General features: G+C 45.3%; 18 protein-coding genes. All 18 read left to right on the top strand.

Annotation, left to right across the window (positions count from 1 at the left end; translation table 11 throughout):
* The first annotated feature begins 16 nt into the window (after window positions 1–16).
* The 18 genes from AC58QT_RS17585 to AC58QT_RS17500 all read left to right on the top strand — a co-directional run bounded on the left by AC58QT_RS17585 (window position 17) and on the right by AC58QT_RS17500 (window position 23,833).
* Window positions 17–1,270: an efflux RND transporter periplasmic adaptor subunit gene (locus AC58QT_RS17585; RefSeq protein ID WP_497410160.1), complete on the top strand. Its 1,254-nt coding sequence runs from the start codon at window positions 17–19 to the stop codon at window positions 1,268–1,270.
* A gap of 27 nt (window positions 1,271–1,297) precedes the next feature.
* Window positions 1,298–3,049, top strand: coding sequence for a hypothetical protein (locus AC58QT_RS17580; RefSeq protein ID WP_497410159.1), 1,752 nt, complete (start codon window positions 1,298–1,300; stop codon window positions 3,047–3,049).
* A 149-nt stretch (window positions 3,050–3,198) separates the two neighbouring features.
* Window positions 3,199–4,986, top strand: a complete 1,788-nt coding sequence (locus AC58QT_RS17575) for a cache domain-containing sensor histidine kinase (protein ID WP_497410158.1) — start codon at window positions 3,199–3,201, stop codon at window positions 4,984–4,986.
* A 14-nt stretch (window positions 4,987–5,000) separates the two neighbouring features.
* The gene (locus AC58QT_RS17570) at window positions 5,001–6,560 is read left to right on the top strand and encodes a response regulator transcription factor (RefSeq protein ID WP_497410157.1); all 1,560 of its coding nucleotides are present in this window, start codon (window positions 5,001–5,003) and stop codon (window positions 6,558–6,560) included.
* A 167-nt stretch (window positions 6,561–6,727) separates the two neighbouring features.
* Window positions 6,728–8,593 carry a 3D-(3,5/4)-trihydroxycyclohexane-1,2-dione acylhydrolase (decyclizing) gene (gene iolD / locus AC58QT_RS17565; RefSeq protein ID WP_497410156.1) on the top strand — a complete coding sequence of 622 codons (1,866 nt, stop codon included), beginning with the start codon at window positions 6,728–6,730 and terminating at the stop codon, window positions 8,591–8,593.
* Between the two features lie 21 nt (window positions 8,594–8,614).
* Window positions 8,615–9,523, top strand: coding sequence for a myo-inosose-2 dehydratase (gene iolE, locus AC58QT_RS17560; RefSeq protein WP_497410155.1), 909 nt, complete (start codon window positions 8,615–8,617; stop codon window positions 9,521–9,523).
* A 7-nt stretch (window positions 9,524–9,530) separates the two neighbouring features.
* Complete coding sequence (gene iolC / locus AC58QT_RS17555) at window positions 9,531–10,541, top strand: 5-dehydro-2-deoxygluconokinase (protein WP_497410154.1); 1,011 nt, start codon at window positions 9,531–9,533, stop codon at window positions 10,539–10,541.
* A 29-nt stretch (window positions 10,542–10,570) separates the two neighbouring features.
* Entirely contained in the window at window positions 10,571–12,016 is a 1,446-nt protein-coding gene (locus AC58QT_RS17550; protein WP_497410153.1) for a CoA-acylating methylmalonate-semialdehyde dehydrogenase, read from the top strand.
* Window positions 12,017–12,047: 31 nt separating this feature from the next.
* Entirely contained in the window at window positions 12,048–12,920 is an 873-nt protein-coding gene (gene fba, locus AC58QT_RS17545; protein WP_497410152.1) for a class II fructose-1,6-bisphosphate aldolase, read from the top strand.
* A 1-nt stretch (window position 12,921) separates the two neighbouring features.
* Window positions 12,922–13,962: an inositol 2-dehydrogenase gene (iolG, locus tag AC58QT_RS17540; RefSeq protein WP_497410151.1), complete on the top strand. Its 1,041-nt coding sequence runs from the start codon at window positions 12,922–12,924 to the stop codon at window positions 13,960–13,962.
* 19 nt (window positions 13,963–13,981) lie between these two features.
* Window positions 13,982–14,800, top strand: coding sequence for a 5-deoxy-glucuronate isomerase (iolB, locus tag AC58QT_RS17535; protein ID WP_497410150.1), 819 nt, complete (start codon window positions 13,982–13,984; stop codon window positions 14,798–14,800).
* Between the two features lie 75 nt (window positions 14,801–14,875).
* Window positions 14,876–15,889 carry a LacI family DNA-binding transcriptional regulator gene (locus AC58QT_RS17530; RefSeq protein WP_497410149.1) on the top strand — a complete coding sequence of 338 codons (1,014 nt, stop codon included), beginning with the start codon at window positions 14,876–14,878 and terminating at the stop codon, window positions 15,887–15,889.
* Between the two features lie 483 nt (window positions 15,890–16,372).
* Window positions 16,373–17,302 (top strand): ABC transporter permease, encoded by a 930-nt coding sequence (locus tag AC58QT_RS17525; protein ID WP_497410325.1) that lies wholly within the window; start codon window positions 16,373–16,375, stop codon window positions 17,300–17,302.
* 17 nt (window positions 17,303–17,319) lie between these two features.
* Window positions 17,320–18,192: a carbohydrate ABC transporter permease gene (locus AC58QT_RS17520; protein WP_497410148.1), complete on the top strand. Its 873-nt coding sequence runs from the start codon at window positions 17,320–17,322 to the stop codon at window positions 18,190–18,192.
* A gap of 60 nt (window positions 18,193–18,252) precedes the next feature.
* Window positions 18,253–19,935, top strand: a complete 1,683-nt coding sequence (locus AC58QT_RS17515; RefSeq protein WP_497410147.1) for a type 2 periplasmic-binding domain-containing protein — start codon at window positions 18,253–18,255, stop codon at window positions 19,933–19,935.
* A 159-nt stretch (window positions 19,936–20,094) separates the two neighbouring features.
* Window positions 20,095–21,114 (top strand): Gfo/Idh/MocA family protein, encoded by a 1,020-nt coding sequence (locus AC58QT_RS17510; RefSeq protein ID WP_497410146.1) that lies wholly within the window; start codon window positions 20,095–20,097, stop codon window positions 21,112–21,114.
* Between the two features lie 19 nt (window positions 21,115–21,133).
* Window positions 21,134–22,081, top strand: coding sequence for a sugar phosphate isomerase/epimerase family protein (locus tag AC58QT_RS17505; RefSeq protein ID WP_497410145.1), 948 nt, complete (start codon window positions 21,134–21,136; stop codon window positions 22,079–22,081).
* A gap of 9 nt (window positions 22,082–22,090) precedes the next feature.
* Complete coding sequence (locus AC58QT_RS17500; RefSeq protein WP_497410144.1) at window positions 22,091–23,833, top strand: hypothetical protein; 1,743 nt, start codon at window positions 22,091–22,093, stop codon at window positions 23,831–23,833.
* Window positions 23,834–23,846: the final 13 nt, after the last annotated feature.

Genomic DNA, 23,846 nt, shown 5'->3' with positions numbered 1-23,846 from the left:
AAAGGGGAATATGACTATGAAACGTGAGTTGTTTATGATTAAACAGAGCACCAAGATATTCGGTGTCCTCGCGCTTAGCGCGGCGATAGCCGTAGGATGTTCCGCATCACCAGCTGTAAGTCCTGCAGCAACAACAGCCACCCAGCAAGGTGAGAAAGTAGTGAAAACAGCCAAAGTCGCGAAGCAAAAGATTGGTGAACCGATTGAACAAGTGGGTGATGTCGTATCATCCGTTCAATTAGATATTATCGCCAAGTCTGGTGGCGAAATCATAGAAATCTTGAAAAAACGTGGAGATATCGTGGAGAAGGGGGACGTGCTCTTTCGATTGGATCCAACGGATGTGCTAATACAAAAGGATTTGAATGCAGTAAGTATCAAAGGAGCACAGGCCGGACTTACGGAGGCAAAACAGAAAACTTCGAACGGGATTGAAGATGCCAAAGATGGTGTTTCTAAATTGGAAACCGCCGTTGGTGATCTAGAGAAAGCCTACAACACGGCTCGCAATGAATATGATCTAGGAACTGCTACAAAATCTCAACTAGAGAAGGCGGAAACGGCGCTTACTAATACTAAGAAAGATTTAGCAAGCGCACGTAGATCTCTGAAGACACTGCAAGAGACGAATTCGCTTGCCCAAGTGGAGTCCAGTTTGGAATCGGCCCAAGTAAATGCCAAGAATATCGAGAGGTCGCTCAGCAATCTTGAAGTAAAAGCACCTGCTTCAGGTAGGCTGACGGATCTCAATGTTACGGTCGGTCAGACCCTAGCGCCAGGTGGTCGCGTTGGGGAAGTGCAACAGACGAACCCAATTAAAATTAAATCTCAACTTAGCGAAGAATCAGCTAATCTTGTAAGAGGTAAGAGTGAATTGACTTTCTATATACCTGGCGTAACGACGAAAGCAGGAGCCAAGGTGACCTATTTATCGGATGTGATTAATGGACAATCCAAAGCTTATGATCTGGAATTGGAAGTTCCGAACCCGGATGGCAAGCTGAAACCAGGATCTAAGGCACAAGTGGAACTAACCAAAGATGATGAACAAAACGTGCCTGTCATTCCAAGCCTTAGTATTGTTCGTGAAGGCGGAAATAACTATGTTTATGTTGTAGATGGCGATAAGGTACAGAAACGTAAACTTGAACTTGGTCGGTTGAATGAGACGAATCAGGAAGTCATTTCAGGGGTTAAAGAAGGAGAGATTCTGGTCATTTCCGGACAACATCAACTGAAAGATCAAGATACGGTCAAAGTGAGTAACTAACCTAATATTTTAGAGGAGGAGAAATAAGTGACTATGAAGATGAAAAGATCTTTGGCTACTCTCGTTCTATCAGCTGTACTTTTATCTGCTGCATCTATACCTGCTTGGGCTGCGGATGGTCAGAACTTGGCAGCACTAGCTGCAGCAAGTACGAATGTTAGCTATGCGCTTTCTAATAAAATTGAGATTGAAATAAAAAGTATGCTCAATGAGCACGAATCGGATCGGACGAAGTTAGGTACCGTCATTCGAATGAGAAATACAAGTGATAAAATCACGCGTGTACCTGACTTTGAACTACGGGTGATGATGGCAGATGGCATCGAATATACTCTGCAGCCTAGTGTCAAAAATCCGAAATCCATCCAACCCAAGAGTCAGTTGGAGCTCAGTTACCTGTCGATCGTTGATCGCAGTGACGATGTTGAGGTAACGAGCCTTAACTTCATAGATGTGAATATGGAAGTGTATCCGAAAGAAGAAACAACGCTGCTTACGGTCCCTGTTGATGCTGGTATGGTGTGGAACGGCAGTGACAGTACAATAACGAATTCTACCGCGATTCTGAAATGGGGAGAAGCATTTACTTTACCTTCATTGCGCTCGCCACTTAACTTCATTCCTGTCGACATTCATAAAGAAATTACAGCCAAAGGTGTTTCCACGGTTGTTCAAATTGCGGTCGTAAATGCAACGAAAGAGCGTCAGACTGTGCCAAACTTTGGAATCGATGGGAAGACAGAGCGTAACGTTTACTCCGGTAATCGTGCTGAAACCTCGGTCGTCCTTGATCCAGGTGAGAAGAAATATATCCATATCGTCATTCCAACAGATCTGGATACGGCATTCACCAGCTTGAATGTAGTAACACCGGAGAGTTTTGCCGTTGCGACGGGGGATAGTAAGCTCGTTGAAGACACCTATCGGGTAGGTCGTGTCAATATACTTCTCCCAACAGGAGCCGCGACACAGGGCGTCATCCCTGCCCCGGAATATACGTTAGGTACGCCAGTTAGGTTAGATTCAACGAATAAATTCGTTCCGTCTAATGTCGATGTGTCTTTGGTTGAATTACACGTAACAAGTAACGAAGATGATGGATTCAACACCGCAGTAGCCAAGTTCAAATTGACGAACAACAGTGATCGTCCAATTCCAATTCCTGCGATCCAAACGGAACTTGTGAGTATTGACGGTTATGCTTATGGGGGAAGAAGACAAGAAGCTACCGCACTAAGTGTTGTCCCTAATGCCTCCTATGTGGTTAGCTATTCCTATGCACTACCTGCCTCAGAGACGGGGGAAGGTTTGAAAATGAACCTCTACAGCCAACAATCGAATGGAGAAGTATCGTTCAAATCACTTCTTGCCACAGCAAAGGTACCTGTACAGGAGAATGATGAGATAAGTAAAATAATGAATGTGTATCCCTATGAAATCACGATCAAAGATTGGACGATTTCAGCTATGTATCAAGCCAATATGAGTTATGATTATAAGCTGAAGCTTGATTTGAGCATCAAGCCAGATAAAATGGTCACGGTGGATAAGTTTAATAGTAAGCTCTCATTCGAATTATTTGATAATGTTGGAAATCCAGTTGGGAAAGCCGTTGAAGCTTTATCAGGAGAAGGCCGTTTGTACAATGGTACCAACACAATCGATTTAAATGCGAGATCCAATCAACTTGATTTCCCGATTCAGGTCAAAGTTTTTGAGGTTTTCGCGAACGAATATGGTGAATCCGTTAAGCGGTTGTTGACTACTTTTAAACAATAGATGAGATGAAAAGGACCGATGCTCCCTTAATTTAGGGACATCGGTTTTGCTTTGTTTTAGGTTATGAAACTAAAAAGTTAGCGAGAAAACAATAAATGTTGTTATAATATCGTCAAAGGTTAGGTCACTTCTAACAAAGGGGTCATGAGATGCTATCCTGGATTCGAAATGTAATCATGATTAATCGCAGCTTCAGGGTGAAACTAATTCTCAGTTTATCGATCATTATTTTATTGGCTTTTTGCTTAACCGGTTATTTGACTTATCGTTATAACTTGAACCTGTTTGAAGAAGAAATCAGCAAGCAGTTTTCGAGCACGAACGAAGAAGCGCTGGCGAAGTTGGATCTTAAGGTGCAAGAGGTAGTTCGAATTTCTCAAACCGTGGTATTTAATCCATCCATTGAGAAGCTGATTTCACGCATTAATTTGAATGAAAGCTCTGATGCCTTTGATCGGTATTATGATAAAAAGCAAATTGAAGATCAGGTCTATCAGCTCAAATCGGATGCGCCTTATATCACTGGCATGTACCTTTATGATTTGAATGGGAATCCATCGTATTTCAGCTATACGACATCTACGATTAATGCGCCAAATGAAAACGTTTTCAAAGAAATCCGTTCCAAAATTAGCGATACTTCTGGTGATCTCGTATGGATGAGCATGCCACTCGCCTCCTCGATAGAGCCGAGCGGTTATCGAAACACGATTATTGTCGCTAGGTTTATGAAAAATAGTTTTTTGACAACGTATGGTGTACTTGTTATGGCTTTTGATGAATCCTTTTTCTCAGGATCGCTCAAGGAACTGACGAAGGCAGGCCAAGGCCAGGTCTACTTGTTTAATAAGAATAGTGAGCTTTTATTTACGAATTCACCAGTCCCTCATGATCAGCTAGAGCAGCTTCAAACGATGAATCGAACGCAATTAATGGAGCATCATTTGTATGTACAAGGACAATCCGAGGTGACGAATTTTAAACTCGTCAGTGGAACATCGTTAACGGAGATACAATCCCGAAGCCGTGATTTATTTAAGATGATTGTGTACTCGGGTTTGGTGAGTATTCTACTTGCGAGTGTGCTAATTATTTTGTCCACGGGGAATTTGCTCCGTCCTCTTAAGGAGCTGTTGCTAGGTCTGCGCAAAGTAAGATCCGGCGATTTCGAAACACGAATTGACATACGAACTCACGATGAATTAGCGTATATCGGCGAAAGCTTTAATGCCATGGCTGAGCAAGTTGGAAGACTCATTAAGGAAGTGTACATGACGCAATTAAGTGAGAAAGAGGCTGAGCTTAAGGCGCTGCAAGCGCAGTTAAATCCTCATTTTCTGCATAATATGTTCAATGAAATTTACTGGAAACTCTATTTACAAGATGAAACCGAGACCGCTGCCTTGATTGCTGCCATATCGGAGATGCTCAAATATTCGTTGATGCCTGTGCGAACACTGACTACCGTTAAGGAAGAGTTTCAACAGATCCGCAACTATTTGAAGATACAGAAGGAACTGTTTGAGACTGATTTGGAGGCTATTATTCAAGTGGATGAGGACGTCATGGACGTTCAGGTGATGCGCTCGCTCCTGCAACCTCTGGTAGAAAATGTGTTCATGCATGCATTCCGCAATATGGTATCACATAAAGTTCTGATTATTAGAGCAAGCGGCCGAGATGGATATCTAGAAATAGATGTGACGGATAATGGGTGTGGCATGGATGAGAAAGCGATCTCACAAATCTTAGGTGTACAGGGCACATCACTGCCTCAACGTACAGATGGACGAGAAAGTCTTGGCGTGCGAAGTGTTGTGCGAAGAATTGAGCTGGTGCATGGCGCCCCGTATCGAATGGAAATCTCAAGTGTAGTGGGAAGTGGAACTAACATGCGTCTTATTCTGCCTCATCTTACAAATAACGAAATAACGTGAAAGGAGATGATGAGATGCGAAACGGAAGAGTGTTGATTGTCGAAGATCAGATGAATTTCAGAAAAGGACTCGTTAAAATGATGCAAAGTGGAGATCTGGGCTGGCAAGTGGTCGGTGAAGCCGGTAATGGGCAAGATGCTTTGACAATGCTAGAAGAGCACGAACCAGATCTTGTTCTCACGGATATTCGCATGCCCATCATGGATGGGATTGAATTCGTTGGACATCTGCGTAAGAATTACCCGGATATGATCGTCATCATCCTGACAGGATACAAGAACTTCGAGTATGCCCAAGCCGCTGTGCGGTTAGGTGCTTTGGATATCTTGATTAAGCCATGCACGGAACAAGATGTACGCCAAATCATGAACAAAGCTTCTGAGCGGTTTTATGAGAAGTACGCGCTTCAGCAGAAACAGCACATGCAAATGCAAGTGCAGCAAGATCAAGAACTTCGTGCTGTATTGCTTGACCTTCCTTATGAAATGAGTACGTTAGCAAGCGTGGATCGTGTTCTAGCGGGCAAAGAATTGTGGTTGTTGCATCTGAATAATGACGATTTGACGAATAAGGCAGCCAATGGTAAACGGGATATGAGCTTATTACAATTTGCCTTTTCAAATATCGTTGAAGAGTTAATGAAGGAAGCAGGGCTGAAAACGCGGCTCTTATTAGTGGAACAAGATACTTTCTTATTAGTGACGGAATATCAGCAACTAGAAGAAAGTCTGCAAAGCAGCATTTCTAAAGCATCCTTTGAATATTTAGTCATTCATACAAGTCTAATTTCTATGGGAATTGCACCAGCAGCAAGTGAACTGGCAGAACGATATCTATTGACGAAAGAGGCCGTTTCGGATCCCATTCAAGTCCCTGCCCTAACCACTAGTGAAGTAGGAACCGGTATTCTTCTTTCACAGCATCAAGCAAGGGTTAGAGAGATGGAAGTCCAACTGATGTCAGCCATACTAGTGGGTCAAGAGGATAGTCTGCATGTATTATTAAATCGGGTTCTAGCAGAGTTGGGTCACACATCGCCAGAGGAGATGAGAATTGGCGCATTATCGCTTTCTATAGCCATGCATGGAACGATACAAAAGCAATTTGATCCTGCTGCTAGGCAGGCATTAGCAAGGATGCCAAGCGAGATGCCGCAGAATCATTGGACCTCGAAAGAGGTGCTGGATTGGGCAGCCGAGCAAGTGAAGTACTTCCTACTCCAATTCAACCAATGGCAAGTATCCAAAAGTGATAATGTGGTCGAGCGAGCCATAAAATATATTGAAGAGCACTACAATGAGGAGTGCCGTTTGACAGATGTTGCGACGCATATCCATTTGAATCCAAGCTACTTTAGTGTCGTTTTCAAAAAGGCGACGGGGGAAAGCTTTACGCGCTTTGTTACCCGTGTGCGTATGGATAAAGCAGCTTTACTCCTCCGGAATACGGATATGAAAATATTCGAAATCGCTTGTGCCATCGGCTTTGATGAACCGAATTATTTCACGAATGTATTCAAACAGCAGTTTCATATGTCACCAAAGGAATACAGGAGTGGGAAGTTAACGACATAAAGCTCGTGATGCTGGGGATGTAAGGGAGCGAATAATGAGTAGAAAAAACTATTGCGAGTAAAATGAAAATGCAGTATGATCGGATTAAGCGCTTAACCTCTGATGTGGGGTGAGCGTTTTAGATTAAAAGATTAAGCGCTTAACCTCTAATGAGAAGGGAGTTTAACATGCGTACAATTCGACTTACGATGGCACAGGCACTTCTTCGCTTTCTAGACCAACAATACATTTCTGTCGATGGACATGAGACTAAATTTGTTCGAGGCGTCATGGGAATATTCGGACATGGTAATGTAACGGGGATTGGAGAAGCATTGGAGTACAGCGCAGGTGACCTAACTTACATACAAGGCAAGAACGAGCAAGGGATGGTCCATGCTGCAACCGCTTACGCGAAGCAGAAGAATCGGCAGCAAATCTATGCCTGCACAACCTCAATCGGGCCAGGTGCACTGAATATGGTTACCGCTGCGGCAACTGCGACCGTCAATCGCATTCCGGTTCTGCTGCTCCCGGGCGATAATTTTGCTTCGAGACAACCGGATCCCGTCTTGCAACAGCTTGAGATTACTGGCGATTACACGGTATCTGCCACAGATCCTTTCAAGTCCGTGAGCAAATACTGGGATCGGATCGTTCGTCCTGAGCAGTTGATAAGTGCGGCCACTCAAGCGATGCGGGTATTAACGGATCCTGCGGAAACAGGAGCAGTGACTTTAGCACTTCCCCAAGATGTACAGGCGGAGGCCTATGATTATCCAGAAACTTTTTTCGAAAAGAAAATTCATTATATCGATCGACGACCTGCGTCGCAGGAAGCTGTTGGGCGAGCGGCAGCAGTGATCTTAGGTAAGAAGCGTCCGTTACTAATCGCTGGCGGCGGCGTGCTCTATGCAGAAGCGACGAAAGAGCTAGCGGCATTTGCCGAAGCGTTCGGCATTCCAGTAGCGGAAACGCAAGCTGGGAAAAGCGCGATGCCATGGAACCATGCGCTGCATGTCGGCGCCATCGGCGTAACTGGCGCACTTGCTGCTAATAAGCTAGCGAAGCAGGCGGATCTAATTATTGGCGTAGGAACGCGGTATTCCGATTTTACCACAGCTTCCAAATCAGCCTTTGCCAATGACGATGTGCAATTTATCAATATCAATATTAGCGGCTTCGATTCATGGAAGTTAGGCGGCATTTCAATAACGGCTGATGCGAAGGAAGCCCTAAACTTGCTGCAAGAAGCACTGGTATCCCGTGAATATACGAGCAGCTACGAAACAGGTTACATAGCTGCTTTGAAAGACGAGTGGGATCGTGAAGTGGACCGTTTATATCAAGCAGAGGTTGAAGAAGGCTTTGCTCAGACGCAAGCACTTGGTGTTATCAACGCAACGATTGATCCTTCCTCTGTTGTCGTGTGTGCGGCGGGAAGTCTCCCTGGTGATCTACACCGTCTATGGCGATCAACAGAACCCAAAACATACCACATGGAGTACGGCTTCTCTTGTATGGGATATGAAGTGAGCGGTGCCTTTGGAGCCGCATTAGCGGAACCGGGACGAGAGGTTTATGCGATCGTCGGGGATGGCAGCTACTTAATGCTTCATTCCGAATTAGTGACAAGCTTGCAAGAAGGTCAGAAATTCACCATCCTGCTATTTGATAATCATGGCTTCCAATGCATTCATAATCTGCAGCGCAGTCAAGGCAGCGAAGGCTTCGGGAATGAATTCCGTTATCGGGAAGCAGGAACGCGTAAGCTGACAGGGGGCTATATGCCGATTGATTTCGCGGCACATGCGCGAAGCTTAGGAGCGGTTTCGTACAAAGCGACCAATTCCGAAGAACTTAAGGCAGCTTTACTTCAAGCGCAAAAGGAAACCGTCACAACCTTAATCGAAATTCCAGTTGTACCTGGAACGAACACAGGCGGCTATGAGTCATGGTGGAACGTTGGCGTACCTGAGGTTTCGGAGAGTGCCAAAGTGCTTGCAGCCCATGAAGAGATGAAGAAAAACATACAAGCGGCGAAACCCATTTAACGAAGAAGAGGTGACCTACCGATGGCAGAACTTCCTTTTAAACTAGGCATACATCCCATTAACTGGGTGGGCGAAGACGTGAAGGAGCATGGCGCTGATACCACATTTGAACAAATCGTTGATGATATTCAGAAGCTTGGATTGACCGGGACAGAGATGGGACGCAAGTACCCGACCGATATCAACGTGTTAAAGAACGAATTATCGAAGCGAGGTATTGAACTTGTATCCCAGTGGAAATCAGTCTTGTTCTCGGATCCCGCTTATCGAGAAGATGAGCTGGAAGCTTACCGCAAGCATGTGCAATTTCTGAAAGAAATGGGCAGCACCGTAATCTCAACAGCAGAAGTCGGGGGTTCACTCCATTTTGATCCGCGTCGTACGCCGAATGAGAAAGAAGTTCTTCGCCTCGATGAAGCAGGCTGGCAGAGCTTAGCGGAAGGGCTAAATCGTGCCGGCGCTATTGCAGCTGAACATGGTCTGAAGCTAACCTATCACCACCATGGTGGAACCGTTGTTGAATCACCGGAAGAAATTGATCGACTGATGGAGCTGACCGATCCTTCCTTGGTCTACCTGTTGTTTGATACGGGTCACACCTACTACGGTGGTGGAGATCCATTGACGGTATTGCGCAAACATTACAACCGAATCGCCTATATTCACCTGAAGGATATACGTCAAGAGGTACTGGATGAAGCGCGCGCAGAGCAGGTCGATTTCGTAACCTGTATTCGCAAAGGCGTGTTTACTGTTCCGGGGGATGGCTGCCTTGATTTTGCACCCATTTTCAAAGAGTTATTGGATCGTGAATACACAGGATGGGCGATGCTCGAAGGCGAGCAAGACCCTGCTACACATAATGCGTACGAATATGCGTCAAACGCGCTGAACTATATCCATTCTTTATTAATCAAAGAAAGCAGGTAATGAGGCCATGACCTATGTGACGTTTCCAGAAGCGAAAGAGCTTGATTTTGTTGCTATCGGCAGATTATGTATCGATTTAAATGCGAACGAGATTCACCGTCCAATGGAAGAGACGATGACATTCACAAAATATGTAGGCGGATCACCGGCTAATATTACGATTGGGATGTCCCGTTTAGGAATGAAAACTGCTTTTATTGGCAAAATCGCCAATGATCAAATGGGCCGTTTCATCGCTTCTTACTTAGAGCGCAATACGATCGACACAAGCAATGTCGTAACAGATCGCACAGGTGCTGTAACAGGGTTAGCTTTTACAGAAATCAAGAGCCCAACAGATTGCAGCATTCTGATGTATCGCGATAATGTCGCTGATTTGAAATTGACGCCGAATGAGGTTCAGGAATCGCTGATCGCAGGTGCCAAAGTATTGCTCATTTCCGGTACAGCGCTAGCGCAAAGTCCTTCCCGAGAAGCTGTGTTTCAAGCTTTGGATTATGCGAAAAAGCATGGGGCTGTGATCGTGTTCGATCTCGATTACCGTCCATATACGTGGACATCACCGGAAGAGACCGCTGTGTACTATAACTTGGCTGCGGAGAAATGCGATATCATCCTCGGTACACGTGAAGAGTTCGATATGATGGAGAAATTTGAGCATAATCCAGAAAAAGATGATCACATCACGGCTGCCAAATGGTTCGACTATTCAGCTAAGATTGTGATTATCAAGCATGGCAAAGACGGTTCAATCGCCTACACACGGGATGGTGTCGGTCATCGCGCCAAAAGCTTCCCTGCTAAGGTCGTTAAGACATTTGGTGCTGGTGATTCTTATGCAGCAGGGTTTATTTATGGTGTTATGCAGGGTTGGACACTAGAGAAGAGTATGGAATACGGAAGCGCTGCGGCTTGTATCGTTATTTCCAGCCATAGCTGCTCAGATGCAATGCCAACCGCTGCGCAAGTGGATGACTATATCGAACGTTGCAATCGCGGAGAAATCACAGCATCGTAATATCAACTAAACGTAAGGGAGCAATTGCTATGACACATACATTGAAAAACTGGATTGGCGGCGAATGGGTCGCATCATCCGCTACACAAACGGAGCCTGTTTATAATCCGGCAACGGAAGAGATTCTTGCTTATATTCCAATCTCTACAAAAGAGGAAGTCGATCAGGCGGTACGTAATTCCCAAGAGGCATTTCAGTCTTGGAGCCGTACACCTGTACCCAAGAGAGCAAGAGTCTTGTTCAAATACCAGCAGCTTCTCGTTGATCATTGGGAAGAGCTGGCTCGCATCGTGACGAAAGAAAATGGCAAAAGCTACTCGGAAGCGTATGGTGAAGTACTTCGCGGTATCGAGTGTGTGGAGTTCGCCGCTGGTGCGCCTACGCTGATGATGGGCAAACAGCTTCCGGATATTGCTTCCAATCTGGAGTCCGGTATGTACCGGTACCCGATTGGCGTTATTGGCGGCATCACACCATTTAATTTCCCGATGATGGTTCCTTGTTGGATGTTCCCACTTGCAATTGCCTGCGGCAATACATTCGTATTGAAGCCATCAGAGCGTACGCCGCATTTGGCTAATCGACTTGCCGAATTGTTCCACGAAGCTGGATTACCAGCTGGTGTGCTGAACATCGTTCATGGTGCGCATGATGTCGTGAATGGTCTTCTTGAGCACAAAGATATTAAAGCCATTTCGTTCGTTGGCTCTCAGCCAGTAGCTGAATATGTGTACAAAACAGCTGCAGCGAATGGAAAACGCGTGCAAGCACTAGCTGGTGCGAAAAATCACTCGATCGTCATGCCAGATGCTAACTTATCCATCGCTGTGAAGGAAATCACGAATGCTGCTTTCGGCTCAGCAGGTGAGCGCTGTATGGCATGCTCCGTCGTGGTTGCGGTAGGCGATGTAGCGGATACGCTAGTTAGCAAGCTGCTTGAAGCGGCAGATGCGATTACGATTGGCAACGGCAATGGTGAAGGTGTGTTCTTAGGTCCTGTTATTCGTGGCGGACATAAAGAACGTACATTGAAATATATTGAAATCGGTGAAAATGAAGGCGCGATTATGGTTCGTGATGGTCGGAAGGACGCTGCTACTGGTGAAACTGGCTACTTCGTTGGGCCAACGATTTTCGATGGAGTTCAATGTGAGATGAAAATTTGGGAGGATGAAATTTTCGCTCCTGTACTTTCCATCGTGCGCGTTGCCACGTTGGAAGAAGCGATTGAGATTTCCAACCGTTCCGAATTTGCGAATGGGGCATGCCTCTTTACCCAAGATGGCAGCAATGTACGCCAATTCCGTGAAACGATTGATGCTGGCATGCTGGGGATTAATCTTGGCGTACCTGCACCGATGGCGTTCTTCCCTTTCTCAGGCTGGAAAAAGTCATTCTACGGCGATTTGCACGCCAATGGTACGGATGGCGTGGAATTCTATACGCGCAAAAAAATGGTAACGGCTCGCTGGTAACAGCGAGTTTCCGCCAGAAAGGGAGTACATCATGACACTCGTCTCGATGAAAGACATGTTGCAGGCGGCTTTGGAAGGGAAATATGCCGTTGGGCAATTTAATTTAAATAATCTGGAATTCACTCAGGCGATCTTGCAAGCGGCTCAACTGGAACAAGCGCCTGTGATTCTTGGTGTAAGTGAGGCTTATATTCCTTATATGGGTGGGCTTCCTTGCATCGTAGGCATGGTGAAGGCGTTGATTGAGCACTATGGCATTACAGTGCCTGTTGCTCTTCATTTGGACCATGGCACCTCCTATGACTTGTGCATCAAAGCGATGCACGCTGGCTTCACGTCTGTGATGATCGATGCTTCCCATCATTCCCTTGAACATAATATCGAAGTGACGCGTCATGTGACGCTAGCTGCGCATGTGCTAGGGGTAACGGTGGAGTCGGAGCTAGGGCGAATTACGGGACGCGAAGATGATCTGGTCGTGGATGAAGCCGAAGGTATGTATGCGGTGGCTGAGGATTGCGTAAAGCTGGTGAAGGAAACAGGCATCGATTGCCTAGCGCCAGCACTTGGTTCCGTTCACGGTCCTTATCGTGGACAGCCTAAGTTAGGTTTTGACCGGATGGCTGAAATTAGAGATCTGACGGGGCTGCCGCTCGTGCTTCATGGAGGAAGCGGGCTTCCCGATGATGAGATTCGCCAAGCTATTGCTTGCGGAACCGCCAAAATCAATGTTAATACAGATAATCAGATCGCGTGTACAGCTACAATTCGTACATTTTTGAATGATCATCCAGACGCTTATGATCCTAGAAATTATTTGATTCCAGCAAGAGAAGCGATTATTGCATCGGTGAGGTCCAAGATTCAACTATTCGGCAGTTCAGGTAAAGCGGGAGGCATATAGGATGAAAAAGATCAGAATCGGTATTATCGGCGCAGGCCGTATTGGAAAAATTCACGCGGACAATTTAATACGGAATCCGCAAGTTGAGATTATTGCAGTGAGTGATTTGTTTGCAGGTCCTGAGTTGGATGCTTGGGCAGCAGATCGCAATATCACTCTAGTGACAAAGGATAGCAATGAACTTATTTCTCATCCAGATATCGATGCCATTTTCATATGTTCGTCTACCGATACACATGTTCCGTTGATTGCGCAAGCAGCACGTGCGGGTAAACATATTTTCTGTGAAAAACCGATCTCGATGGAGCTTACCAAAACAGAATCAGCTATTGATGAAGTGAAGAAAGCCGGCGTGAAACTGCAAATTGGTTTTAATCGTCGATTTGATCATAATTTCAAGCGTGTGCAAGAAGTGGTGCAAGGCGGGGGGATTGGCGATCCTCATATCATTAAAATAACGTCCCGCGATCCGAATCCGCCTCATATCGATTATGTTAAAGTTTCTGGCGGCATTTTCATGGATATGATGATTCATGACTTTGATATGGCTCGATTCGTATCGGGCAGCGAGGTTGAGGAAGTATTTGCGGTAGGGAATGTATTAATTAATCCGGATTTCGCCCAGCACGGTGATGTGGATACGGCAGTTGTGACGCTGCGATTCGCAAATGGCGCACTTGGCGTGATTGATAACAGCCGACAAGCTGTATATGGCTATGATCAACGGGTTGAAGTATTTGGCTCCAAGGGCAGTGTCGTCGTTGCGAATGATCATCCGAATACGGCTGTGATCTCAACGGCAGATGCGATTGTAAGTGATAAACCGTTGCATTTCTTCCTAGAGCGTTATCAAGCGGCTTACATGGAAGAAACGCAAATGTTTATTGATGCGATTTTGAATGATAAGTGTGTCCCTGTCAGTGGTGATGACGGGGTTCAAGCAGAACGAATTGCGTTAGCTGCGAAGCTCTCTTCTCGTTTGGGCAGACCCGTGAAAGTGAGCGAAGCCTTGGAATTGCTCCAACAAACCGCAGTATCCTAAGAAGGGGAGGGACGTTACTATGTCCAAACTAATCGTAACGCCAGCCTCTTCTCCAAATGAGGAAGGCCGTATTTTACAAGTCACACCGGAATCGGCGGGCTGGCAGTATGTTGGATTCGAGGTTGTCCAGCTGGAAGCAGGAGAAACCTTGCGACGTGAAACTGGCGATCAAGAAGTATGCCTTGTGTTATTGAGTGGCAAAGCGGATGTGAGTACGAAGGAAGAGCAATGGCAAGGGATTGGTCAGCGCATGAGTGTGTTTGAGCAAATTCCGCCATACTCCGTCTATGTGACTAGTCATGATAGCTATGAAGTGACGGCATTAACTTCCTTGCAGATCGCTGTTTGCTCAGCTCCAGGTGCGGGGAATCATCGTTCACGGTTGATTGCGCCTGCGCAAGTAGGTGTTGAAACGCGTGGTTATGGCAATATTGAGCGGTTCATTCATAATATCTTACCAGAGAGTGAGCCAGCGGATAGCTTGCTTGTTGTCGAAGTATTTACACCGAATGGACATTGGTCCAGTTATCCGCCGCACAAGCATGATCGTGATGCGCTTCCAGACGAATCCTTTTTGGAAGAAACGTATTATTTCCGTGTTCAGCCCGAGCAAGGCTTTGCGGTACAAAGGGTATACACGGACGATCGTTCACTGGATGAGACGTTAATCGTTAAGAATGGAGAAGTAGTCCTCGTTCCGCGTGGTTATCATCCGGTATCTGCACCGCCGGGCTATGATGTGTATTATTTGAATGTCATGGCAGGACCTACGCGAACGTGGAAATTCCATAATGACCCCACCCATGCTTGGATCATGACGAAGCCTAGCGAGTCGTAAGGCGGTTGCAAGTTCTCAGAAGCCCCGTCATAATGGGGGAATAACTGTATTCTTCAAGAAAAATGGGGTAGTAGAATGAAGGCAACCATTTACGATGTGGCGAGAGAGGCCGGTGTGTCTATTGCAGCGGTTTCCCAGGTCATGAACGGTAAAGGGAAAATAAGTGAAGAGCGGCGCGCTGAAATTCTCAAAGTGATGGAAAAGCTCAACTATCAACCGAGTGTCATCGCATCAGCTCTTACGGGTAAAAAAACATATACCTTAGGGCTGCTTGTCCCCGATATATCCAATCCTTTCTTTGCAGAAATCGCAAGGGCTGTAGAGGACCAAGGACATAATTTGGGATACAGTCTTGTCATATGCAGTACGGATAATAAAGACGAACGCGTTGAACGCTACTTGTCCTTACTTCAACAGAAAAGCGTGGATGGAATGATTATCGGTACCGGGATGGATAACAAGGAGATGCTAACACCGCTCATGGAGCGCTCGATTCCCGTTGTCATGATCGCCCGGGAGATGCCCGATTTGGCCGTACATACGGTTGTTGTTGACGATTTTGTTGGAGGCAAGCTAGCTGCGGAGCATTTATTGGAGCTAGGTCATTCCAACATGGCAATCCTTGCGGAACACACCAAAGTGACAAGTAGTCGCGAGCGGGTAAGAGGCTTCATGAGCGCCTTGACGGAAGCAGACATTCAACTGCCTGAAGAGCGAGTGCGCAATTGTCGTTATACCGTAGAAGACGGGAAACGTGAGGCGATTGAACTTCTGGAGAAGCCTGCTGCCGAAAGACCAACCGCACTTTTCTGCTGTAACGATATGCTCGCGATAGGAGCCTTGCAAGCGGCTAAGCAATTAAAGCTGCGTGTTCCTGAGGATATTTCGGTGATCGGTTTCGATAATACCATTCTAGCCTCAGTGACGGATCCTCCTTTAACCACAATTGCCCAGCCGATTGAGCCGATGGGCAAGCAAGTGGTCGATCTGCTCATCCTAGAGCTGAAGAAGAAATCGCAAACCAAGCAACGCGTCGTTATGCGGCCGGAGCTTATCATCCGACAATCCACGACGGTTCCTGCCAAGTAATCGTAGAAGGAAGCGAAGACTGCTTTCCCTTTGGGGGAGGCAGTTTTTTTTATCTAGCAACGCGCGCCCAGGATTCGCGCTCGTTGGCTAGTTTTGATATAACTGCAAAAATACATCCTTTTTATAGAAAATCGACCGTTTATCGAAGAATTGCTGCAAAAATACATCCTTTTTTACGTATATGCCATAAAAAGGGTAAATTCGGTGAAAAAAGATGCATATTCGCATCTTTCCTAATAGAACGTGACTTCTCTTGTGAAAAAAGATGCAAATTCGCTTCTTTTTAAGATTCTGACTTTCGGAGGACGGAGCAGCCGTGTTCTTCATCTAAAATCCTTTAGAAATGACCCAATGAATTTATAGTTTCTTCTATAATTTTTTAAGGGTTTTTCCTATAAAAACTTATATCATAGGGGTATAAGATTAATGTGAAGGAGTGAAGCAAACATGAATGGGAATATGATGAAAACTCCTGACATCCAGATGACTCAAAGTGAACGAAATGCTTTACGACTAAAACGACGAAGAAGGTTAAAGCAGAATATTCCTTTGTTTATCATGCTGGTTCCTGTTATTGCTTACTACATTCTGTTTAAATACTGGCCTATGGGCGGACTTGTTATCGCTTTCAAAAACTACAACTTTGCCGATGGCATCTTGTCGAGTCCTTGGGTGGGACTGAAAAACTTCAAGATATTATTCTCAAGTTCCAATACGCTGCAAATTTTGTGGAACACCTTTTGGTTAAGTTTTCTGAGTTTAGTATTCGGATTCCCAATGCCAATATTCCTAGCTATTTTACTGAATGAGGTTAGGAAATCTTGGTTCAAACGATGGGTGCAAACGATTGTCTATCTACCACATTTCTTCTCTTGGGTCATTGTTTCTGGAATTGTGTTGTCCCTATTCGCTACGGATTATGGGTCCATCAACAAGGTACTTGCCTTGTTTGGAATTGAGCCCATTAACTTCCTGTACGAATCCCAATCTTGGTTAGCTATATTTGTTGGATCAGGAATTTGGAAGGAAATGGGATTTAGTACAATTATTTATCTAGCTGCTCTAACGACCATTGATCCCTCGCTTTACGAATCAGCTGCCATGGATGGCGCTGCAAAATGGCGTCAAATGTGGCATGTAACCATCCCAGGCATTCGTCACACGATTATCTTATTACTCATCTTAGCTATGGGTAAGATTATGGAAGTAGGCTTTGATCAAGTCTATAACTTACAGAACGCTGGGGTTTCAGATGTGTCAGAGGTTATCAGTACTTATATTTATAAAATTGGTTTAGGCAATGCACAGTTTAGCTTAACGACAGCTATGGGATTCTTTGAATCCATGATTAGTTGTAGTCTTGTACTTATCGCTAATCGGATCGCTAGGAAATATGATCAGGCTCTTTTCTAGACAGAAGGAGGATTTGTGTGAAAGCGACAAACGGAGAAAAAATCTTTTATGCCATCAATTATATCGTACTCGCCTTCATCGCCCTAACTTGTATTCTGCCATTTATTCATATCATCGCTTTGTCACTAAGTGAACGATCGGCTGTTGAATCAGGTCATGTCTTCTTCTGGCCTGTGGGTTTAGAGTTCACAGCCTATAAAATTTTCTTCCTCGCGAGCCCTGCTTGGAGCGCTTTTAAAAATAGTGTGATTATTACGGTGATTGGTGTGGGGTTAAGTTTACTAGGTACCATTTTAGCTGCTTATCCATTATCTAGATCCTATCTGTTTGCCAAGCGCTATCTGGTTCTAGGTATGGTGTTCACCATGCTGTTCTCAGGAGGGTTAATACCCACCTATCTGGTCATTAAGAACATGCACCTGATTGATTCCTACTGGGCATTATGGCTTTCCGGCTTTATCAGTACGTACAACATGCTGCTCATGAAAAGTTATTTCGAGAATATTCCATCTGAAGTGCAGGAAGCTGCACGGATGGATGGCTGCAATGATACAGCACTACTTATTCGGGTCATCTTGCCGCTTTCACTTCCCATGCTGGCTACGCTTGCGTTATTCTATGGCATTGGGTTTTGGAATTCGTTTATGAATGTGCTCATGTATATCAATAAAAGTGAGATGCAGAACTTAACTGTCGTTGTTCAAGGCATGCTGCAAAAGAATGACTTGCTGAACTCGCCTACCCTTAATATTCAGGAACAACAAACCGTTGCTACAGAGATGGTGAAAGCTGTTGGTGTCGTCGTCATGGTTGTACCGATGCTGGTTGTATATCCGTTCCTGCAAAAGTATTTTGTCAAGGGAGTTATGCTAGGATCGGTTAAGGGATAACAAAACAGGTGTTCCCGTTTTTCGAAACGTTATTATAAAATTTGTAGGGGGAAAATGCACATGGAAAACAAGAAACGATGGCTTGGAATCTCAGTTGGGGTAGTCGCATTAGGGGCAACATTAGTAGGTTGCAGCAGTGACAAAAAAGAAGAAACAACAGCAACCAAAGCACCAGCCACTTCAAGCGCACCTGCCGCAGCAACACCTGCTAAACGTGGGGACGTTTCGGTTACCATTTATGATCGTGGAGGCGTGCCAGCTTCTGAAGGTACCTACGAAGAGAATCGGTGGACGAAGTTCATTAACGCAAACGGACCAGCTAATGCGAAACAAGTCCCAATTCTTCGTAGCGATTCTACGAAGAAATTGAATGTACTGTTTGCTTCCGGGTCTGCTCCCGATATCATCAACGAGTATAATACACCGTTCAGAGGCAGTTTATATGATCAAAAACAACTGATGCCGATCGATAACATTTTGCAATACATGCCTGAATATTCGAAATTGCTCACCCAGTATCCACAGTTGAAAAAAGCAGGGACAAAACCAGATGGCAAGTTGTACGAGATTGGTAAAGTAAAAGAAGCGACTGCTGCTCACGTACTTTACATTCGTACAGACTGGTTGAAAAAGCTGAATCTGAATATGCCGACAACAACGGAAGAATTATTTGCAGTGGCGAAGGCATTTGTTGAGCAAGACCCAGATGGTAATGGCAAGAAAGATACGTACGGTATGAACATGAGTACGTATTCCGAGCAAGCCATCAATGAAATTTTTGGGGAGAATTCATCCTCCACGCTATTGGCCTGGGATCTTAAGGACGGCAAAATTGTTCGTGCGTGGGATAAAGAACAAGCTTCCCTCACGTTCAAGAAAAGTCTCTATGATGCTAGCATCGTAGACAAAGACTATATCAATGATAAAGATGGCAATAAAGCTAAGCAAGACTTCCTGAACGGAAAAATGGGGATATTCGTGAAATTCTCTCAAGATCTTGAGTTAGCAACGTTCAAAAAGAACAACCCAACTGGGGAAGTTGCGCCATTAGGCTATCCGAAATCACCAATGGGCACATTCACAGGTGCATTCGATAACCCAGTTCAAATGACAACCGTTATTAATGCCAAGGCGAAGGATCCAGAAGCTGTAGGCCGCTACCTTGACTTCATGATGAAGCCGGATACGGCTCGTAAAATGATCTTCGGCGACGAAGGAACACACTGGAAGAAAGCGGCAAACGGCTGTCCGCAAGTGATTGATCCAGATAAGTCCAAAAATGAAGTTGCTTACGCGTTAGATTACGCGATGTTCTTCTCGTCTGGTGTTGATAAATGTAACTATAACTTGGCAGGTCTAACTAATCCTGATTTGTTGCCTGAACAGAAAGCACAATTGCAATTGTTCCAAGCTGCTCAGAAGATTTACTTCGATCCAGCTAGGGAATATCCAGGGATTGCACTCGGAGATCATATGCCAGTGTTCCCAGCTGACCTAAATGTCATTAATACAACGATTCTTAAAGAGAAAAATGATTTCTTCGTTAAGGCTATCCTTAGCGGTGCAAAATACACGGCAGAACAAGCGATTGCTGATTCCAAAGCGGCATGGGATAAAGCGGGTGGTAAACAGCTTGAAGATTTCATGAACAAATGGTATGCAGAGAACAAAAATACAGCTTTCCTAGCGAAAGATGCGAAAGAAATCGTAAAACAACAAATGGAATTTGTCGCTGCAAAGTAAATCGTACCTTAGAGAAGCTGGATATCGTCAAGGGCTGCCTGCGCAATCAGGCAGCTTCACGATGTCCAGCATCTTCTTTATCACCGGATGTGGCGAAGTTGCAACAGGGAAAGCTGTCTATTTTGACGAAATTATTGGCTAACAGGAGGCAGTGGAACCATGATTAAAATAGCGATGTTGAGCTTTTGGCACGTTCATGCAAATGATTATGCACGATTAGCGATTGATCACCCCGATACCGAAATTGTTGCCGTGTGGGATGAGATACAGGAACGAGGCCGGGGCAAAGCGAAGGGGCTTGGCGTTCCTTTTTACGTCAACTTGGAAGAACTTTTGAGCAATCCAGCTATTGACGCTGTTATCGTGGGAACACCTACGAACAGGCATCACGATGTCATTATTGCTGCAGCTAAAGCGGGTAAGCATATTTTCACTGAAAAAGTCTTAGCTACCACGACGAAGGAGAGCAAGGAAATTCTTGCTGTTGTTGAGGAAGCAGGAATCAAGCTAACTGTATCATTACCACGGTTATATATGGGCTTTGTGCAAGCGGCGTTAACACGTATTCGTGAAGGTTATCTCGGTACATTGACAACCGTTCGTGTTCGACTTGCACATAACGGTGCGCTGCGAACGGAGAAGAATCCAGACGGTGCGCTCCCTGCTCATTTTTTTAACTTCGAGCAGACCGGCGGTGGAGCCTTGATGGACCTTGGCTGCCATCCGATGTACTTAACTCGCCTATTTCTTGGCTTACCGGAGAGCGTTAGTGCTAGCTTTGGTTATATCACGGGGCGTGAAGTTGAAGATAGTGCAGTAGCAACATTACGTTATCCTACGGGTGCACTAGGGATTGTTGAGGCTGGATTTGTGAACAGCTACTCGCAATTCGACATCGAAGTTCAGGGAACAGAAGGCAGTCTCATGTATGCCCGAACCGATGATAAATTACGTATCCGCAGCTCCAAAATGTCAGGTGACACAGCAACAGGCTGGCAAGAAGTGACGGATTTGCCTAAGCTGCCGTCTGCTTTTGAACAATGGGTATCCCATATCCAACATGGAACGATTGCATCAGAGAATCTCGAGCTGGCCTTTGATTTGACTCGTTTAATGGAAGCATCAACTTTGTCTGCGCGTTATAGTGCTGTCATTAAGTTGAATGATCTTTCGGAATGAAAACTTTGGAGGAAGAGACATGATCGATAAAGGGGAATATTCTTTTTCAACTTGTTGGAATATCAAGAAACATACCGTAGGGCGGGGCATGATTGAGGAAATTAAAGAGCTTGGTTTTCGAAATGTTGAGCTCAATTATAATGTAACCAAAGAAATGATGGCGACAATTGAACCCATGATTGAAAAAGGTGAGATTGGCATCTCCAGTGTTCACAACGTGTTCCCATTCATCAACGATAAGGACTATGATACGGATTCCGTTATGCTGGGCTTTGATGATGAAGCGAAGCGTAAACGTTCTGTAGAGCTGCTCATCAGGTCTATGGAATATGCCCATCGATATGGGGCCAAAGCTGTGGTTGTGCATCCAGGTGAAGTACCTTTTGACTATAACATTGACGTGGATTTAAAAAAGCTTTATCGAGATCATGGAAAGGATTCACCAGCGTATCAGAACCTGTGGAGCGTCATGATTGAAAGACGGGATCGCTTGAGTCCGCTGTATACGCGAAGAATTCAAGAGAGTTTGGAGATAGTAAGCGAGCATGCTGCTCACAAAGGTTGGAATGTCGCAATTGGCATCGAAACTCGCTCAAGATCCTATCAGATGCCATCCTTAATGGAAGCGAAAACGATCTGCGACAATTTGGCAGGCAGTCCCGTGCACTTATGGTACGATATCGGTCATGCCATGATGATGGATAGAATGGGTTTGTACGATAACCTCAAAGAGCTGCAAGAAGTGAAGAAGTATATTTATGGTGTACACATACATGAGACGCTGGAACTTGCGGATCACTGGTGTCCTTATGTTCATAGCAAGGACTTGCACTATTTTGACCATTTCCTAGAAGCCATTGATTATGCCAAAGTGAAAGTATATGAACTCAAAGCGCTGTGCGAGCCTCATGAGATTCATGAAAGTCACAACCTCATTACCAGTAAGATTGCAGCTAGGAAAGGGTAGGTGATCGATATGGACGCCATTTATAATCGCTTAGTAAGCCTCAATGATGAATTGACGGAAGCTACGCTTCTTAACCAGATTCTTGATCCCCTGTCCAAATACTACGGAGGTATTCAGGATGAAACGGGCATTGCCCGAGCTAACCACATGAGTACACCGCGAATCATTGCGGGATGGGTGTCAGCTTTAGTGAATCCAGATTCTCGTTATTATCACGATACTTTTTTATTGAATGCATTGGATAAAGCAGCCTCCTTTATGCTGAATAGACAGCATGCAGACGGAACCATTTCACTCGGTTCAACGAATTATCATTCTCCGCCGGACACAGCATTCGTTGTAGGTGGCGTCACGCAGATGTATCAGTTGCTTAATAAGCACGATTGGGCAGAAGTGACTCCTGTTGCTGATAAGCTGAAGCTTTTTCTAGAGCGTACGATTCCAGCCATGCTGACTGGCGGTTGTCATACACCGAATCATCGGTGGGTTATTACCGCAGCGCTTTCGTTGTTGCATGAGATTTTTCCTCAGCCTGCGCTTTTGGCCCGAGCGGAAGATTGGTTGGCTGAAGGCTTGGATATCACCGAAGATGGAGAATGGACAGAACGGAGCAATGGGATCTACAACGCTGTCAGCGATATCGCACTGTATCACACGGGACGTTTGATGAACCGCCCAGAACTCATTGAATGTGTACGTCGCAATCTACGCATGATGATGTACTTAATCCACCCGACTGGAGAAGTTGTCACCGATTATTCCGGACGACAAGATTTTGGTCAGACAGCTACGATGGCGAACTATTTTCCCATTTACCGCTTAATGGCGGCGTATGATAAAGATTCGCTCTTTGCTGCAATGGCTGATTATGCGGGATCTTTCATCACAGGTTTCCACGAAGGCGTGAACAACCATCCGCTGATGAATATGCTCGTGTACCCGGAGGCTGATATTGCTCAGTTGGAGCGAGCATCGCTGCTGGATCGTTATGTGAAAGTGATAAATGCACAGCATCCGATGAAGGAACATCTGCAGCAAGTAAAAGAAGTTGGCCACCATAGCCAGATTCAGCATAGCAGCATGCATTTTACTTTTGGAGCTCCACTGGTTCGCATTCGTGAGCTGAATCAAAGTGTAACCATCATGTCACAGACACCGTCTTTCTTCTCTCTTCGCCAGGGGAAAGCAAGACTTTTGGGGATTAAACTAGCTACTTCCTTCTCTCCAGGCATTGTGAAGTTCACCGATCTGACTGTAGATGAAGGCGTATATAAGCTTGAAACGGTACTGGAAAAAGGCTACAACGGCCCTATTCCGCGTCATTTGCTGCGGGCAGGAACGGAAAGTTCGACACTCAGTCCGTGGTATTTACTTCCACATCAGCATCGACCAATGACCCATCTGCAAAAGCTGGCGCTGCAAGCAGAAATCATGAATTCAGGGGATTCCGAATGGACGATCCGTGTGGCGTCAGACGAGCGTGAAGATGTGTTCACGCAAGTGACTTTTATTTTTGGCAATGAAGGTACGGTAAGCGGTGAGGATTTGCACGCAGGTGAAGAAGGGAAGTACTTTCTCCAAAGTGGTGCAATGCGCTATGAGGTAGACGGAGATGTCATTGAAATTTCATCAGGTACTTATGAGCATAGGCTGCCTATCCTTCGTGAAGATTCGCATCCCGCTGGATGTCAATATGTTCATGTCAACTTGGTTACGCCTTATGATCGGACATTCAAGATCCGTCTACGGTAGAAAGGAAGTTCGT

Source organism: Paenibacillus sp. J31R109 (assembly GCF_059692055.1).
The sequence above is the reverse complement of the archived record's forward strand: the minus strand, read 5'-3'. Positions and strand labels throughout refer to the sequence as shown.